The organism is Deltaproteobacteria bacterium GWC2_55_46, assembly GCA_001595385.3.
Lineage (GTDB): Bacteria > Desulfobacterota > GWC2-55-46 > GWC2-55-46 > GWC2-55-46 > UBA5799.
On the sequence record LVEI03000001.1, the window covers coordinates 1410227 to 1425408 of the forward strand.

The following is a 15182-nucleotide window of genomic DNA, read 5'->3' on the forward strand; positions in this document are numbered from 1 at the left end:
TAAAGGGTGCCTCTAAAAATTAGAAATTTTTTCTGAAGTCAAGGAAGGGCGGAAATAAAAAGCGCAGCATATATGCGAATATGTGAGCATTTTTATTTTCGCCCTGACGCAGAGGTCAGGGAAAAGAACAATTTTTAGAGGTAGCCTAAAATCACTTCCTGCGGCAAAGAACACCTCTACTCCCCGTCTGTCGGGGAGCTTCTCGATAGGAATACAGGAGACGCCTTGCTATACGCGCAAGGCAGATTTCAAGCATGGGGAAGATCTCAAAAACCTCTTTCTTCGCCTTCCTTCTGGCATTTGCGGCCAGCCCCGCCTTCGCCGACGTGATGTGCAATTACGGCGACACACAAAGACTCGACGTATACCTTAAAAAGGGGCGCGAAGCCGAAAAGGAAGGCAAGCCGCTCAACGCGATCCTCTTCTTCCAGGCAGCTGACGAGTACTGCGGTAACAGGGACGAGGCCAGGCGCGGCATCATGCGCATAGGCGCCAGGATGGGCGCGGCTGCCGCCGCGAAAGGCAGGCTCTTCGCCAACAGGGACATCCTGACCACGGTGCCGGACGAAGATTGCCGGAGGTGGAGCCGCAACTATTACCTCGTCCCGAACCCCTATGAACCGCCTGTCCCGGGCCTTTGCACGACCAAATCGGGTGGGATGCGCGTACAGATCGAAGGCTCGGCCGGGGCGTACGACTGGTACGAGGCCACATTCAACTACCGGGAGTCCGATGCCCTGGTCTTAAAAGTCCTCCGGTCGAGCCCCCACGACTTTGGCGCCTATGAAGCGGCGCAAAGGCATTTCAAGAAAAGGCACCAGCTGAACCATGCCGGCTATACCCTTGACACAGCGCACCTGATGGAGCTCCGGAAGACCGCCTCCTCGAACGTGACCGCGATACTTTTGCAGGAACAAAAAGATCTCGCGGCCCCGAAGGAGGCAGACAGGTCCCTGTCCCAGCTCGAGGCCGCGTTGAAATGGGCCTCCTACGCCGGAGAGGAGGAGACGGCAAGGGTGATAAAGCGAGCGATAGACCGGGGTGATGACGCGCTCATGGAGAAATCCATAACCGACCTCCATGAAGCGCTCGAGTATTATTCCTTCGCTGAAAAGATGGAAAAGGTCCGGATGGTTGAGATGAGGGCCGACGAGCTTGGGATGAACGCCTTGAGCGACAACGACCCTGGGGCCGCGCTCAACTTTTTCATGCTCTCCGGGAACAGGGGGCAGGCCGAAAAAGCAAGAGTGCTTATTGAAACGGGGCCGAAGGCGGCAACCGGAAAAAAGACAGCCGGCCCCACCCCGGCAAAGAAGAGGCCTTAAAAGGGGGCGCGCTCTTCAACCTGACCTCGCCAGGCCACCGTCCCTGCGCCGTCGCCCTTCGTAAGACATCGAGCGGGTCCTCACCCGCAATCCTTAAAAACTCCGCGTAGCTTCTCAAAACCCTCTTCGTGTATGCCCTTGTCTCGCCATAAGGGATGGATTCGACGAACTCGTCAAGCTCAGCCGGAAGGGTCCTGGCCCATCTGGCCGCCGCGTTCGGCCCCGCGTTGTACCCGGCGACGGTAAGCGCGAGGTCCCCGTTGAACCTCTCCAGCAGCCGGTCAAGATACCATGATCCGAACCTGATGCTGGTATCCGCCTCCAGAAGGCGCTCTCTGTCGAAATGAACCCCGAGCTCCCTGGCTATGCCGCTGCCCGTGGAAGGCATTATCTGCATAAGGCCCATCGCCCCCACAGGGGAGACCGCGGCCGGGTTGAAATGGCTCTCCTCGCGCGCAACCGCCGCGACCAGGAACGGGTCCGTTGGCGCGCCTCTCTGCCTTACCCTGTCTACAAGGCTCAGCGGGAAGCCAAGATGGGCTTGCGCCAGGTCGTTTGAAAGATGGCTCCTGTAGAGCCTGTAGGCCCTGTAGAAGTCCCTCGCCTCGTATAATAGATTGGCAAGCATTATAAGGCCGGCCTTGCCGCCGGGGTTATTCCGGGCTGTCATCTCTATTTCAACCGCCGCCTCGTCCCTTAAGCCCAGGGCAAGGAGCTCCATGCCCGCCCTGTAACGCGGATCACCCGCAAAGGGGAACTCGACGGCCGCCGGATGAGGAGAAGAGACGGCACCGTCATCAACCGTAGCGGCGACATTCTCGAATCGCCCCGGACCGCTCTGGGCTCTGCCGCCATTCAACTCTTTTGACCTCGCGGCTGAAAGGAGGCAGTAGAAAGAGCCTGGGTCGATAGCGCAGACCTCCTCATATATATCCGCCGCCTCGTAGAGTCTCCCGGCCCTCTGGGCGCTCCGCCCCTTCCAGTACTTGAAGCGCGAAGCCTCCTTGCCAAAGGGCTTTGCTTCGGCATAGATCGAAAAACTCTTCATCGCCTCATCGTACCCGCCCGAGGTGTACTCGACCCATGCAATCTTCCAGAACGCCTCGTCCGAGGCGGGGCTGCCGCCGCAGTTGTCGAGCACCGCCCTGTAAGCGTTCTGAGCCCCTTCCGGGTCTGTGCCCTCCTTTTCCCTGCCGATGAGCATAAGCACCTTCGCGCGCTCTTCGCTTGAAGGGAATTTGCCTGCGAGCCTCTTTTCAGCCTTTAAGAGCCCCTCCTCCCTGCCCTGCCTGACCGACGATAACGCGAGCCAATAGAGCGCCTCAGCCTCTTTTGGGGGAGCGTTGCCGGAAAGATATTCGTTAAAAAGCTTTTCGGACCTGGCGTAGAGCTTGAGCCTGGCATTGGCGACAGCCGCCTTGAAAAGGACCTTCTCCCTGAACGCCGGCAGGTCAAGGAGGCGCTCATATTCCCGGGCCGCGCCGTCGAAGTCAGCGCCCCTTGAAAACGCCTCAGCCCTCCTGAACCTCTCCTCGTCCGTAAGGCTTGCGCCCTTAAACCCGGCGGCCTCAAGGAGACTGAGCCTCCCACGCGCCTTTATGGCAGGGGAAGAGGCAGGCCGGTGGACCGCAAGCCCTTTCAAGGGGTCGATGGCCTTCTCAGGTTTTCCGGAATAGATATACGAATCCGCGAGCTTGAAGAGCGCCTCAGGCAAAAATGGGCTTTTGGGGAAGGTCTTTACGAATCTTTCAAGGGTCTGCCCGGCAGCCTCATAATCGGCGGCATTGAATAATGAGAGGCCGCTCAAAAATGTGGCCCTCTCGACGAGCATCGAACCGGGAAATATTGTTATAATTGATCCATACGCTGAAGCGGCCTCGTCAAAGCGCCCCTGTGAGAAAAACGCCTCTGCCTTGTAGAAGAGGAGATAGTCGCCTATATCTTCAAGGCCCTGCGCCCGCTCGATATGCCCGATGGCAGCGGGGTCCTTCTCATCTATCGCGATGAGGCCCAATAGAAAAGAGGCCCTTGCCGCCCAGACCGTCTCAGGGAAAAGCCTGTGCACCTCGCCGAGGGAGCGCTTTGCCTCTGGAAGATCGTTCGCCTCCTTCATCCGTTGCGCGAACCCGAAGAGCTTTTCAGGCTCAAAGACAACCTGTCCCTGTCCGGGAGGCTCTTTCAAGGTCTCCACGACAGAGGCTTCAGCCGGGCGGGACGAGTTAGCCTGTATGAAGGCGGCTGAGAGAAGGGCTGGTATGATTTTAATGCTTTTTTTCAACAGGGCCATAAGGAACTCCGACAAGCCGCATTATAACATAACCACGGCTTCCGGACAAAATGTTGAAGCGCGGCCGGCACCGGAAAAAAGCTGTTATAAAACGCCTCTGTATTGTATAATCCGCAATAATGCCGCGAACATGGCAACATCCTAATATTTCAGGGGAAACTTATGCAGCTCATTGAGGAGCTTACGGCTGAGTCCAAGATAGCCTACTTTTCAATGGAGGTGGGCTTCAGGAACGACATACCCACCTACAGCGGCGGCCTTGGCGTACTCGCCGGAGACACCATCAAATCGGCGGCTGACCTTAACCTGCCGATGGTCGCCGTGAGCCTCATATACCGTAAGGGCTACTTTAGACAAGAGCTCGACGAGTTTGGAAAGCAGACGGAGTTTCCGGAGAAATGGAACCCTGCCGAGCACATGAGGCTCCTGCCTCAGAGGATAAAGGTCACCATAGAGGGCAGGGAGGTGGCTGTCCAGGCCTGGGTCTACTTCGTAACAAGCCTGGTCACCCAATGGAAGGTGCCCATCTTCTTTCTCGACACCGACGTGCCTGAGAACAGCCCCGAGGACAGGGCCATAACAGACCAGCTCTACGGCGGGGACGACAGGTACAGGCTCAAGCAGGAGATAGTCCTCGGCATCGGGGGCGTGCTCATGCTCCGGTCCCTGGGCTTCAGGATAAAAAAGTACCACATGAACGAAGGGCACGCCGCCTTCCTGACGCTTGAGCTGCTTCAAAGGTACAAGCGCGACATAGAGGCCGTATGGGACGAAAGGGAGGTCTGGGACGTCGAGCGCGTAAAAGACCTTTGCGTCTTTACGACCCACACCCCAGTGGAGGCCGGACACGACAGGTTCTCTTACGAGCTTGTGAAGGAGGTGCTCGGAGAGCCGATGCCGCTGGAAGTCCTCAAAGAGCTTGCCGGTAGCGGAAAGCTCAACATGACGCTCCTTGCCATGAACCTGAGCCAGTACATGAACGGGGTCGCCAAAAAGCACAGCGAGGTGTCCAAGGTGCTTTTCCCCGGCTACAAGATACAGGCCATAACCAACGGCGTGCACACCTTTACCTGGGTCTCGGAGCCTTTCGCGAAACTCTACGACAAATACCTGCCCGGATGGGCGAACGAGCCAGAGCTCTTCGTCAGGATATCGAAGATACCCGAAGAGGAGCTATGGGGCGCCCACATGGAGGCCAAGAGGAAGCTTATAGACTACGTCAACGAGACGACAGGGGCTGGAATGGACTATGAGACCCTGACCATAGGGTTCGCCCGCAGGGCCACCGCCTACAAGAGGGCGAGCCTCCTTTTCTGGGACATCGAGCGCCTCAGGAAGATAGGGAAAAAGAAGCTTCAGATAATATACGCGGGCAAGGCCCACCCCAACGACATGGACGGGAAGAAGAACATAGAAGAGATAATGAAGAAGGCGCGCTCCCTCAAGGGCGACATAAAGATAGTCTATCTCCAGAACTACAACATGGACCTCGCATTGAAGCTCGTCTCGGGCGTGGACGTATGGCTCAATACCCCGATGAGGCCGAGGGAGGCCTCAGGCACAAGCGGGATGAAGGCCGCGCACAACGGCGTGCTTAACTTCAGCATCCTCGACGGCTGGTGGATAGAGGGGCATATAGAGGGATATACAGGATGGTCCATAGGACCTGCCCCGACCGAGAGCTCGCTTTCGGCCTCGACGGACGAGCTCGACGCCGAAGACCTTTACACAAAGCTCGAAAAAGAGGTCATCCCGGCCTACTACGATAACCGGCACATATGGCTCCGCATGATGGAGAACGCAATAGGAAAGATCGCCTACTACTTCAACTCGCACAGGATGATGAGGAGGTACGTAACGGAGGCGTATATAAGGTAGGCTAAACATCTTAACAGGTCGCTGAAAAACTCAAATCACGTTCAGGCTGCTCAAAAAGGCCAAGATGCGACGAATTTTGAAGACGACGCCGCAGATTGGCCTTTTTCAGCAGCCTGCCTAAGGCACCCTGCCGCTCTTAAGATATACCTTGCACTCATCGCTTCCGATCCAGTCTATCTTCATCATGTTGGTGGCGCCCCTCATGCCGACCTTCGTGCCTGAGACGATGACGACCGTATCCCCGAAATCAGCGAGGCCGTTATCCAGCAGAGCGGTCTCTCCCCTGCATATCATCTCGTCAGTATGCGCCCCGAAATCCACCTTGTAAGATGTTACGCCCCACAGGAGGGCCGCCCTCCTCTGCGTCCGCTCCTGGTTGGTGAAGGCGATTATCGGGGTAGCGGGCCGGAGCTTTGAAAGGAGCCTTGCAGTCTCACCTGTCTGGGTGAAAACGACTATGGCCTTCGGCCTGACCTCGGTTGAAGCGGCATGGGCGGCAAAGGCGACCGCCTGGGCGAAAGAGCCGAACATGCCGTCTTTTCTGCGTAAAAGGTGCTTGTGCGCCAGCGCCGCCTCTTCAGCCTCTTTTACGATCCTTACCATTATCTCGACCGATTTTACCGGATAGCTCCCGACCGCCGTCTCTCCGGAGAGCATCAACGCGTCGGTGCCGTCAAAGACCGCGTTGGCGACGTCAGAGGCCTCGGCCCTTGTGGGCCTCGGGTTGGTTATCATCGTCTCCATCATCTGTGTGGCCGTGATGACTATCTTCCCGGCCTCGTTGGCGCGCGCGGTGAGCTTTTTCTGCAATACCGGCACCTCTTCGGTGGATAGCTCCACGCCGAGGTCGCCCCTCGCTATCATTATCCCGTCAGACTCATCGAGTATGGCATCGAGGTCTTCCACCGCCTCGGCCTTCTCTATCTTTGCTATGACGGGGATATCGGCCTCCCTGGCCTTTATGATATCCTTTACCCTCGCCACGTCCGCCGCCTTCCTGACGAAAGAAAGGGCGATGTAATCAACCCCGTTCTCTATGCCAAAGGCCAGGTCGGCCATGTCCTTCTCTGAAAGGCAGGGAGCGCTCACGTTCACTCCGGGCAGGTTCATGCCCTTGTTCTCCTTGAGCTCTCCACCGTAGACGACCCTGCAACGGATAGACTCGCCCTCCACACCGAGGACCGCCGCCTCTATGAGGCCGTCGTCCATAAGTATCCTGTTGCCGGGCGATACGTCCCTGTAAAGGTCGGAATAGGTGGTCGATATCATCGATGCATCCCCGTCCGGGTCGCGGGCTACGATAGTTATCTCCTGCCCGGCCTTGAGCTCTATGGATGGGCTGCGGAGGCGCCCCACCCTTATCTTGGGCCCCTGCAGGTCAAGGAGTATGGCTACCGGGATATTGAGTTTTTCAGAGACCTGGCGTATGGTAGAGATGACCTGGCCGTGGACAGACCTTGTCCCGTGCGAGAGGTTAAGCCGGAAGACGTCGGCCCCCGCGCGCATGAGCCCTTCGATCACCTCAGGCGGGGCCGAGGACGGGCCTATAGTAGCGATAATCTTGGTCTTTCTTTTGGGGATCGTCATTCAGGGCATTATCCCACTCTTTACAGACCGCAGTCAACAGCTTAAGGCCAGCTTGACAAAGCGGGCGGCAGCTATTTAAATTGACCGGGGGGCCAATGGATTTCGGCGATATAAAGATATTCCCTGTAAGCGATGGTTCTTTCAAGGTAGATGGCGGGGGCCTCTTCGGGGTCGTGCCCAGGCCCTTGTGGGAGGGGCTAAACCCACCGGATGAAAAGAACCGGGTGCTCCTTGGGCTCAACCCCCTGCTCATCCAGACAGGAAAGAAAAATATCCTTGTCGATACCGGCATAGGCGACAAGGCGACCGACAAGTTCAACTCCATCTATGCGGTAGACAAAAAACACACCCTTTCAGAGTCTCTTTCCGGGCTTGGGCTTACCCCCCGGGAGATTGATATCGTCATAAACACTCATCTCCATTTTGACCACGCCGGAGGCAACACGATTAAAGATGGCGGCTCATTCAAGCCCGCCTTCCCCAGGGCGCGATATATCGTACAGCGCGGTGAATGGGAGGCTGCCACAGAGCCGAACGAGCGTACAAGGGCAAGCTACCGGGCCGAGGACTTCGTCCCTCTGAAAGATGCCGGACAGGTCGACCTTATAGAAGGGGACGGCGAGATAGCGGAAGGGGTCTCGGTCGTCCGCGCGCCTGGGCACAACAGGGACACCCAGCTCGTCAGCATCCGCTCAGGCGGCAGAACAGCCGTCTTTTTAGGGGACCTCATCCCCACCACGGCACACCTCAGGCTCCCGTTCATAGCGGCCTTTGACCTATATCCCCTGGAGACCCTCAAGGCAAAAAAAGAGATTATCGAGGAGGCCGCCCTCAACAGGTGGCTTCTCATATTCGAGCATGACCCTGAAGCGAAGATGGGTTATGTAAGATTAAAGGAAGGAAAGGTGGAGTTTGAGAGGGTGATGTAGGAGCCTAAGGCTGGAGGAAGGGGGTACAAAGCGAGCTGAGCCTTATGCCCAAAAAAGCGCGGCAGCGCGCAAAAGGTCTTTTGCGCAAAGATGATAAGAAAATCTCATGCTCATATTTTATAATTTCTTATGATACCGCCTCTTCCGCGCTTTTCTCGACGATTTTCAATCGCCATCTATCCTTCTCTTTCGAACCCAAAAACCTCCAGCCATTTCATAATTGTACCGACGCCCTGCCTATCATGATGGAAGCAACTGGCGCGCCCTTTTTTAACGGCGACCTTACGATAAGCTTCTTCTTTTTGAGATCAGCCCCGACAATATAGCCGAGGGCCATGTCCCTCCCCAACGCGTCCCTGAAGGAGAAGAGCCTGCCGGAAAGTCCTTCCAGCTCTACCTCCCCAGTGTACCTCAAGCCAACGGAGGCGAGGCGTACTGTAAACGTCCTTCCGCCCCTGAAGTATTCCCTGAACTTGCTGGCGCGCCACTCGGTTCTACTGGCCACCGTTTTAAGGACGGCATGCTCTGAGGCTTCTACCATTATCACCCTCGGGCGCCTCTGTTTCCTGTAGGCGTCGAGTATATGGCCGAGCTCGTCTCCCTTCTCTATCCCTATCACGATATCGGGCGAGAGAATATCTATCTTATATTGCTTATAGATCCTCCCGACCGGCTCGGTTATGAGGCCGGTCGTGTCTATCACGAGCTTTTCGCACCTCTTCAGGGCGCTGTCCATAAGGAGCCTCGCTCCCGCGATAGACGGCAGAAGGTTACCCGGCGGACTCAAGCTCCCCGTGAAATAGAGCTCCTCGGCCTTTATCCCCTCCCACCCGTTAAAACCGCCTTTGGCCACGCCCCAGGCCAGGGTCGTCGGAGGGCCAATATGCGATTGCCCCATGTCAAGGTCAAGGGCGCCGGTCCTCCATTTACGGGAAAGGAGGCCGACCGCCGCCTCGGCCATCGTGGTCTTGCCTGTATCCGCCCCGCCGATGAACATGATGCTCCGGGCACGGGCGGAAAGTATCGCGCTTACGATATCGCCACTAAGGTCCACGGAGCCCCTCTCGCGGCCATGGAACTGATTAAAGGATAGCATATAACCGCTCGCCCGGCTGGAGCGGAATATTTTTTCGATTTTTTCTTTGACATTTTTCGACCTTTTGGTAATATTCAAAATGCCTTTAAAATTGAAGCGGATTTACAGGCTTTTTCGCCTATAAATTACCTGTGCCCGTGCTAAAAAGAACCCCGCTATATGACATACATACCTCGCTCGGCGCGAGGATGGTCCCGTTCGCCGGGTGGGAGATGCCCGTCCAGTACTCCGGCGTAATAGACGAGCACGTCGCGGTGCGCTCCTCCTGCGGGCTCTTCGACGTCAGCCACATGGGCGAGATCGAGGTCTCCGGGGACGGGGCAATAGATTTCGTCCAGTTCATCATGACCAACGATATCGAGCGTATAAAAGACGGACAGTGCCAGTATACGCTGCTGTGCAAGGAAGACGGCGGGGTGGTCGACGACACCATCGTCTACCGCTTCAACATAGACCGCTTCCTCTTTGTGGTAAACGCATCTAACGCGGAGAAGGCCTTTGGCTGGATGAAGAAGGTCCAGGCAAAGGAGCAGTTCCCTGACGTATCCATAGAAGACTTGAGCCCGCGGTACGCCCAGCTTGCGGTACAGGGGCCGAAATCGGTCGAGGTATTAAGGCCGCTACTCGACATAGACCCTGAGGAGATAGGGCATTTTCACTTCCACATGGGCCTCCTTGGCGGCGAGATAGAGGCGGTCGTATCAAGGACCGGCTACACAGGCGAGGACGGCTTCGAGATATACCTCGACCCAACCGATGCCCCCGCGGCCTGGAAGGCCATCATGGAGACCGGCAGGGTCCACGGCATAAAACCCACCGGGCTCGGGGCAAGAGACACCCTGAGGCTTGAGATGGGCTATCCGCTTTATGGCCACGAGCTCGGCGAAAAGATAACCCCCATAGAGGCGAGCCTGGGAAAGTATGTGAAGTTCAACAAGGATTTCATCGGAAGAGAGGTCCTTGAGAAGCAGTCCAATGAGGGCGCCGAAAGGGTCCTCGTGGGCTTAAAGATGCTCGATACAGGCATACCGAGGCAGGGCTACGAGATACAAAACTCAGGGCTTTCAGTCGGCGAGGTAACAAGCGGGACGATGTCCCCGTCGCTCGAGGTCGGCGTAGCAATGGGCTTTGTCAAGACAGCGCTCAAAACGCCTGGCACCGCGATAGAAGTGATCATAAGGGGACGGGCCGCAAGGGCAGAGGTAACCACGCTTCCGCTATACAAAAAATAACGCCTTCCATTATTTAAAAGCAGGAAAGGAGAATCACACAATGGAGTTCCCCAAGGACCTTAAATACACCAAGGAACACGAATGGATTAAGGTCGAAGGAAAGACCGCGACCGTCGGAATAACCGATTACGCCCAGGACTCTCTCGGCGATGTCGTCTATGTCGAGCTTCCCCAGGAAGGCGGCAGCGTAACAAAGCACGAGCCCTTCGGCGTGGTCGAGTCTGTAAAGGCCGTATCTGACCTCTACTCGCCGGTAAGCGGCAGCGTCACAGAGGTAAACGACGCGATAATCGACAGCCCGGAGGTCATAAACGAAGACCCTTACGGCGACGCGTGGATGATAAAGGTGGAGATATCCAGCAACAGCGACCTTGATGACCTTCTTACCGCTGACGAGTACCAGAAGTTCATCGAAGAAGAGAAGTAAGCCGCTGTGCCCTACATACCCCACACCGAAGAGGACATCCAAAAGATACTTCAGGCGGTCGGCGCAACCAGGGTTGAGGAGATACTCTCCCAGCTGCCGGCCGCTTTGAGGCTTAAAACCCCCCTTGACCTTCCCAGGGGGCTCTCCGAGCAGGAGCTTCTCTGCCATCTCAAGGACCTTAGCGCGAAGAACACTACCGTAGAGGAATATTCGAGCTTCCTTGGCGCGGGCGCGTATAACCATTACATACCGGCGATAGTAGACAGCATTATTTCAAGGTCAGAGTTCTATACCTCTTATACGCCATACCAGCCGGAGCTGTCGCAGGGCACCCTTCAGGCTATCTTCGAGTACCAAACGCTCGTCTGCCAGCTTACGGGCATGGACGTAAGCAACGCCTCTCTTTACGACGGCGCCTCAGCCGTTGCCGAGGCGGCCCTCATGGCCCGGAGGATCACCGGCAAGGACGGGATAATATTATCGAGCTCACTGCACCCTGAGTACAGGGAGACCGTAAAGACCTACCTTGCAGGCACAGGCGACAGCCTCTCGGAAGTGATGTACTGCACCGAGACCGGAGCGACGCTCCCTGGCGCCGTAGAGGCTGCCATGGTGGACTCTACCGCCTGCGTCGTCGTCCAGCACCCGAACTTTTTCGGCTGCGTTGAGGATGTAGAGGCGCTCTCAGAGGTCGTGCACCGCAAGAAAGCCATCCTTATAGTGGTCGTAAACGAGGCCGTCTCCCTTGGCCTCCTTAAGCCGCCCGGAGAGTCGGGCTGCGATATAGTAGTCGGAGAGAACCAGTCTTTCGGAAACCCGTTGAGCTACGGCGGCCCTTACCTGGGCTTCATGGCTACAAAAACAGAATTCGTCCGCCAGATGCCTGGACGCATCATCGGCCAGACGGTAGACAGGGACGGCAAGAGGGCGTTCTGCCTCACCTTCGCCACAAGGGAACAGCACATAAGAAGGGAGCGGGCCACCTCCAACATATGCACGAACCACGGCCTAAGCGCCCTTGCGGCCTCGGTCCACATGGTCGGGCTCGGCTCCCAGGGCCTGCAGAGGCTCGCGAGGCTTAACCTCTCAAAGGCCGAATATCTCAAGGATAAGATCACCGGGGCAGGGGCAGAGATAGCTTTCACCTCTCCTACCTTTAACGAGTTCACGGTAAAGGTAGGCAAAGACCCTGATTCAGTATTGAACGCCCTCTTGAGAAAGAAGATAATCGGGGGGGTAGTCTTAAAGAGGTTCTACCCGTCGCTCGACCGTCATATCCTCGTGGCCGCAACCGAGATGAACTCGAAAGACGAGATGGACAGGTTCGCGCAGGTGCTTAAAGGGGCATAATTTTTTCCTCTGACAGGTTGCTGAAAAACACAGATTTTGTTCAGGCTGCTCTAAAAACCATATGCGTGGCCCCCGTTAAATCAGGGAGCGAGAAGGAGGCGTACTCTTGTTGTACGCCGCTACTACGAGCGATGAAGACAGCGAAGCAGATGGACTTTTGAAGTTTCCTGCCAGCTTGCTGCGGGAAACTTGCATGTAAGGAAAATCTCAATTGTGATTCGCTCGCTAACCGCTCGCTATGCATGACCAGCAGCCTGCTAATTAAAGGCAGGGATATATCCAATGGAAGCTAACGGCGCAAAAGGGCTCATCCTGGAAGAGCCTGTGATATTCGAGAAGTCCTCTGCCGGCAGGGTAGGCGTAGAGCCTCCGCCAGCGGATGTACCGGAGACAGACCCGGCGAAGGTCATACCCAGGAGGCTTTTAAGGGCTGCCATCGACGGCTTCCCGGACGTCTCTGAGATGGACGCCGTCCGCCACTACACGAGGCTTTCGCAGTGGAACTTCGGCGTGGACTCCGGCTTTTATCCGCTCGGCTCGTGCACGATGAAGTACAACCCCAAGATAAACGAGACTGCGGCGAAGCTCCCCGGCTTCTCGCTCCTCCACCCGTATCAGCCAGTCGAGATGACGCAAGGGGCGCTCGAGATAATGCACTCCCTCGAAGGCTATCTGGCCGAGATAAGCGGCATGGACGCGGTAACGCTCCAGCCTTCCGCGGGGGCGCACGGAGAGCTCTGCGGCCTTTTGACTATCGCCGCCTACTACAGGGCCATCGGCAAGCCCCGTACCAAGATAATCATACCGGACACCGCCCACGGCACTAACCCGGCAAGCTCGCACCTCGCGGGCTTCAAGGTCGTGCCCGTCAAGACCGAAGGCAGGGGCACCCTTCCAGCCGAGGCGGTAGCGGCTGTGATGGACGAGGAGACCGCCGGTGTGATGCTCACGAACCCGAACACCATCGGCCTCTTCGAGAAGAACATAAAAGAGATAGCCGAGATCGTCCACGCGAAAGGCGGCTTTGTATACGGCGACGGGGCGAACCTCAACGCCCTTATGGGCCTCACAAAGCTCGGCGAGATAGGGGTTGACGTGGTGCAGTTCAACCTGCACAAGACCTTCTCGACCCCGCACGGCGGAGGCGGCCCTGGAAGCGGCCCGGTCGGCGTAAGAAAGCCGCTTGAGCCATTCTTGCCTGTGCCAAGGATAAAAAAAGAGGGCGGCAGGTACAGCCTGGATTTCAACCGCCCGCAGTCTATTGGCAGGATGAAGTCGTTCTACGGTAACTTCTCGATAATGGTCCGCGCATACACCTATATAAGGAGAATGGGCGGGGAAGGGCTGAAGAGGGCGACCGAGACCGCCATACTCAACGCCAATTACGTGAAAGAGCGGCTCAAGGGCACCTACCACCTCGCCTTTGACGAGCCCTGCATGCATGAGTGCGTATTCTCCGACAGATTGCAGCTCGGCAACGGCGTTTCAACGATGGACATCGCAAAGAGGTTGATAGACTATGGCTATCACCCGCCGACGGTCTACTTCCCGCTCGTTGTGCCTGGCGCGATAATGGTCGAGCCTACGGAGACCGAGACGATAGAGACACTCGATAAGTTCATAGACGTTATGAAGGCCATCGCAGAAGAGGCGAAGACAGACCCGGAGCTGCTGAAGAACGCGCCGACTAAGACCAAGATAAGAAGGGTCGACGAGACAAGGGCGGCGAGGGAGCCGGTCCTGAGGTGGAAAAAATAGAGGATAAAAAGCCCGCTTACGCGGGCTTTTTTAATCACAGGATGAAAGTATCTCAAGCCGATACCCTCCAGAAAAGTGAACAGTATTTCAAGAACCATCTGCCGGCGCTCGACCTGCTTCGGGCCATTTCGATCGTCATGGTCCTGCTCTTCCACTTCAGCGGTTCGTTCAGCCTCCCGAGGGAGTCGTATATAGCCAGGTTTTTTTTCTGGGGCAAGCACGGGGTCGATCTTTTTTTTGTGCTCAGCGGATTTCTTATCGGCGGACAGATAGCCGAGAGCACATTGAGAGGCGCTTTCAGCTTCAAGGTCTTTTACTTCAAGCGGTTCTGGAGGATCTTCCCCGCTTATTACTTCTCTATCCTTGTATACGCGCTGCTTGTTTATTATTTCTCAGGCGGAAACCTTTTCAATAATAGCGGCGTCATAAAAGACATCCTTATCCATATCTTTTATACCCAGAACTATTTCAACCCCTCGATGTATGGCGGCATCTACTGGACCCTTGCCGTCGAGGAACAATTTTATATCGTCATCCCTGTCCTGCTCTACCTTTTGATAAAGCGCTCTCCCGGATCTACCGTACCCGCATTCCTTCTGATCCTGCTCTCATCCATCGCCGTCACGTACTTCCTCTATGACCAGTCCGATTGGTGGTATTATTTCATGGACCACAATATCCGGGGTTTTTCCGCCCTCCTTTCCGGGGTGGCCACAGCCTTCCTCTGGATCCGCTACAGGGACAGGCTCAGGAATATCCCCTCAATTTTGCCGGCAGCCATCCTTGCGGCCTCATGCGCTATCCTCTTTGTATCTTATATCAAGGACAGCACGCTTGGCATGAGCTGGCACGAATCCTTATGGCAGTTCATCCCGACCTCGATAGGGTTTTCCGGATTGATACTTTACCTGTCTATAAAGCCGTTCTCATTCCCCCTTAAGTGGCTGATAAAGACAGTCGCCAGATTGAGCTATACGATCTATCTCTATCATGTGCTCGTAGCCGTATTATTGAGGTACGTGATCAAATCCCAGGGGATCGTCTTTAATACGGCCTCCCTGTCATCTTTCGCGGCTGTCTTTTCGGTCTATCTGATATTGGTTATCGTACTCTGTCAGATCGCCTACTATCTTATTGAAAGACCCACGATGCGCTTCAGGGAAAATTTTTTGAGAAAAAAGAGCCTTCTTGATCCCTGAAAATTATGATGACGGTATTGGGGTGGGTCAGGTGAGCTTTTGAGATGAAAGACCAGAAATGAAGGCAGGCGTCGGTAGGACTGCTTTCATCCAATCCGTCGGCCATTTTTCAAG

The 15182-nt window shown here is 56.0% G+C and carries 12 protein-coding genes; 8 read left to right on the forward strand and 4 right to left on the reverse strand.

Annotated features, from left to right (window positions below; all coding sequences use genetic code 11):
* Positions 1–254: 254 nt before the first annotated feature.
* The gene (locus A2V21_306655) at positions 255–1325 is read left to right on the forward strand and encodes a hypothetical protein (protein OIJ73972.1); all 1071 of its coding nucleotides are present in this window, start codon (positions 255–257) and stop codon (positions 1323–1325) included.
* Here the strand turns inward: A2V21_306655 and A2V21_306660 are convergent.
* Entirely contained in the window at positions 1252–3627 is a 2376-nt protein-coding gene (locus tag A2V21_306660) for a hypothetical protein (protein OIJ73973.1), read from the reverse strand. The genes A2V21_306655 and A2V21_306660 overlap by 74 nt on opposite strands.
* 147 nt (positions 3628–3774) lie before the next feature.
* On the opposite strand from A2V21_306660, the gene A2V21_306665 reads away from it, so the two are divergent.
* The gene (locus A2V21_306665; protein ID OIJ73974.1) at positions 3775–5490 is read left to right on the forward strand and encodes an alpha-glucan phosphorylase; all 1716 of its coding nucleotides are present in this window, start codon (positions 3775–3777) and stop codon (positions 5488–5490) included.
* Positions 5491–5607: 117 nt separating this feature from the next.
* Here the strand turns inward: A2V21_306665 and A2V21_306670 are convergent, their stop codons facing one another.
* On the reverse strand, positions 5608–7077 hold the full coding sequence (locus A2V21_306670; GenBank protein ID OIJ73975.1) for a pyruvate kinase: 1470 nt from the start codon (positions 7075–7077) through the stop codon (positions 5608–5610).
* Positions 7078–7172: 95 nt separating this feature from the next.
* On the opposite strand from A2V21_306670, the gene A2V21_306675 reads away from it, so the two are divergent.
* On the forward strand, positions 7173–8006 hold the full coding sequence (locus A2V21_306675) for a hypothetical protein (GenBank protein ID OIJ73976.1): 834 nt from the start codon (positions 7173–7175) through the stop codon (positions 8004–8006).
* A gap of 214 nt (positions 8007–8220) precedes the next feature.
* Here the strand turns inward: A2V21_306675 and A2V21_306680 are convergent, their stop codons facing one another.
* A complete protein-coding gene (locus A2V21_306680) occupies positions 8221–9180 on the reverse strand; it encodes a hypothetical protein (GenBank protein ID OIJ73977.1) in 960 nt (319 codons plus the stop codon).
* 110 nt (positions 9181–9290) lie between these two features.
* Between A2V21_306680 and A2V21_306685 the strand changes: the two genes are divergently transcribed.
* From A2V21_306685 to A2V21_306695, 3 genes are read left to right on the forward strand one after another with little or no spacing between them, the layout of a single operon-like run.
* Positions 9291–10334, forward strand: a complete 1044-nt coding sequence (locus tag A2V21_306685; protein ID OIJ75088.1) for a hypothetical protein — start codon at positions 9291–9293, stop codon at positions 10332–10334.
* Between the two features lie 40 nt (positions 10335–10374).
* A complete protein-coding gene (locus A2V21_306690; protein OIJ73978.1) occupies positions 10375–10761 on the forward strand; it encodes a glycine cleavage system protein H in 387 nt (128 codons plus the stop codon).
* Between the two features lie 6 nt (positions 10762–10767).
* Positions 10768–12111 carry a glycine dehydrogenase (aminomethyl-transferring) gene (locus A2V21_306695; GenBank protein ID OIJ73979.1) on the forward strand — a complete coding sequence of 448 codons (1344 nt, stop codon included), beginning with the start codon at positions 10768–10770 and terminating at the stop codon, positions 12109–12111.
* 40 nt (positions 12112–12151) lie between these two features.
* Here A2V21_306695 and A2V21_306700 read toward each other — a convergent pair whose 3' ends face one another.
* Positions 12152–12355: a hypothetical protein gene (locus A2V21_306700; protein ID OIJ73980.1), complete on the reverse strand. Its 204-nt coding sequence runs from the start codon at positions 12353–12355 to the stop codon at positions 12152–12154.
* Positions 12356–12393: 38 nt separating this feature from the next.
* Between A2V21_306700 and A2V21_306705 the strand changes: the two genes are divergently transcribed.
* Positions 12394–13869, forward strand: a complete 1476-nt coding sequence (locus A2V21_306705; GenBank protein ID OIJ73981.1) for a glycine dehydrogenase (aminomethyl-transferring) — start codon at positions 12394–12396, stop codon at positions 13867–13869.
* Positions 13857–15068: a hypothetical protein gene (locus A2V21_306710; protein ID OIJ73982.1), complete on the forward strand. Its 1212-nt coding sequence runs from the start codon at positions 13857–13859 to the stop codon at positions 15066–15068. The genes A2V21_306705 and A2V21_306710 overlap by 13 nt, the downstream gene beginning before the upstream one ends.
* The last annotated feature ends 114 nt before the right edge of the window (positions 15069–15182 follow it).

Bases quoted from the DNA above. Each gene is read 5' to 3' on its own strand.
- A2V21_306655 (OIJ73972.1), top strand. From the start codon at position 255: ATGGGGAAGATCTCAAAAACCTCTTTCTTCGCCTTCCTTCTGGCATTT.
- A2V21_306685 (OIJ75088.1), top strand. From the start codon at position 9,291: ATGGTCCCGTTCGCCGGGTGGGAGATGCCCGTCCAGTACTCCGGCGTA.
- A2V21_306705 (OIJ73981.1), top strand. From the start codon at position 12,394: ATGGAAGCTAACGGCGCAAAAGGGCTCATCCTGGAAGAGCCTGTGATA.
- A2V21_306675 (OIJ73976.1), top strand. From the start codon at position 7,173: ATGGATTTCGGCGATATAAAGATATTCCCTGTAAGCGATGGTTCTTTC.
- A2V21_306670 (OIJ73975.1), bottom strand. From the start codon at position 7,077: ATGACGATCCCCAAAAGAAAGACCAAGATTATCGCTACTATAGGCCCG.
- A2V21_306700 (OIJ73980.1), bottom strand. From the start codon at position 12,355: ATGCATAGCGAGCGGTTAGCGAGCGAATCACAATTGAGATTTTCCTTA.
- A2V21_306690 (OIJ73978.1), top strand. From the start codon at position 10,375: ATGGAGTTCCCCAAGGACCTTAAATACACCAAGGAACACGAATGGATT.
- A2V21_306665 (OIJ73974.1), top strand. From the start codon at position 3,775: ATGCAGCTCATTGAGGAGCTTACGGCTGAGTCCAAGATAGCCTACTTT.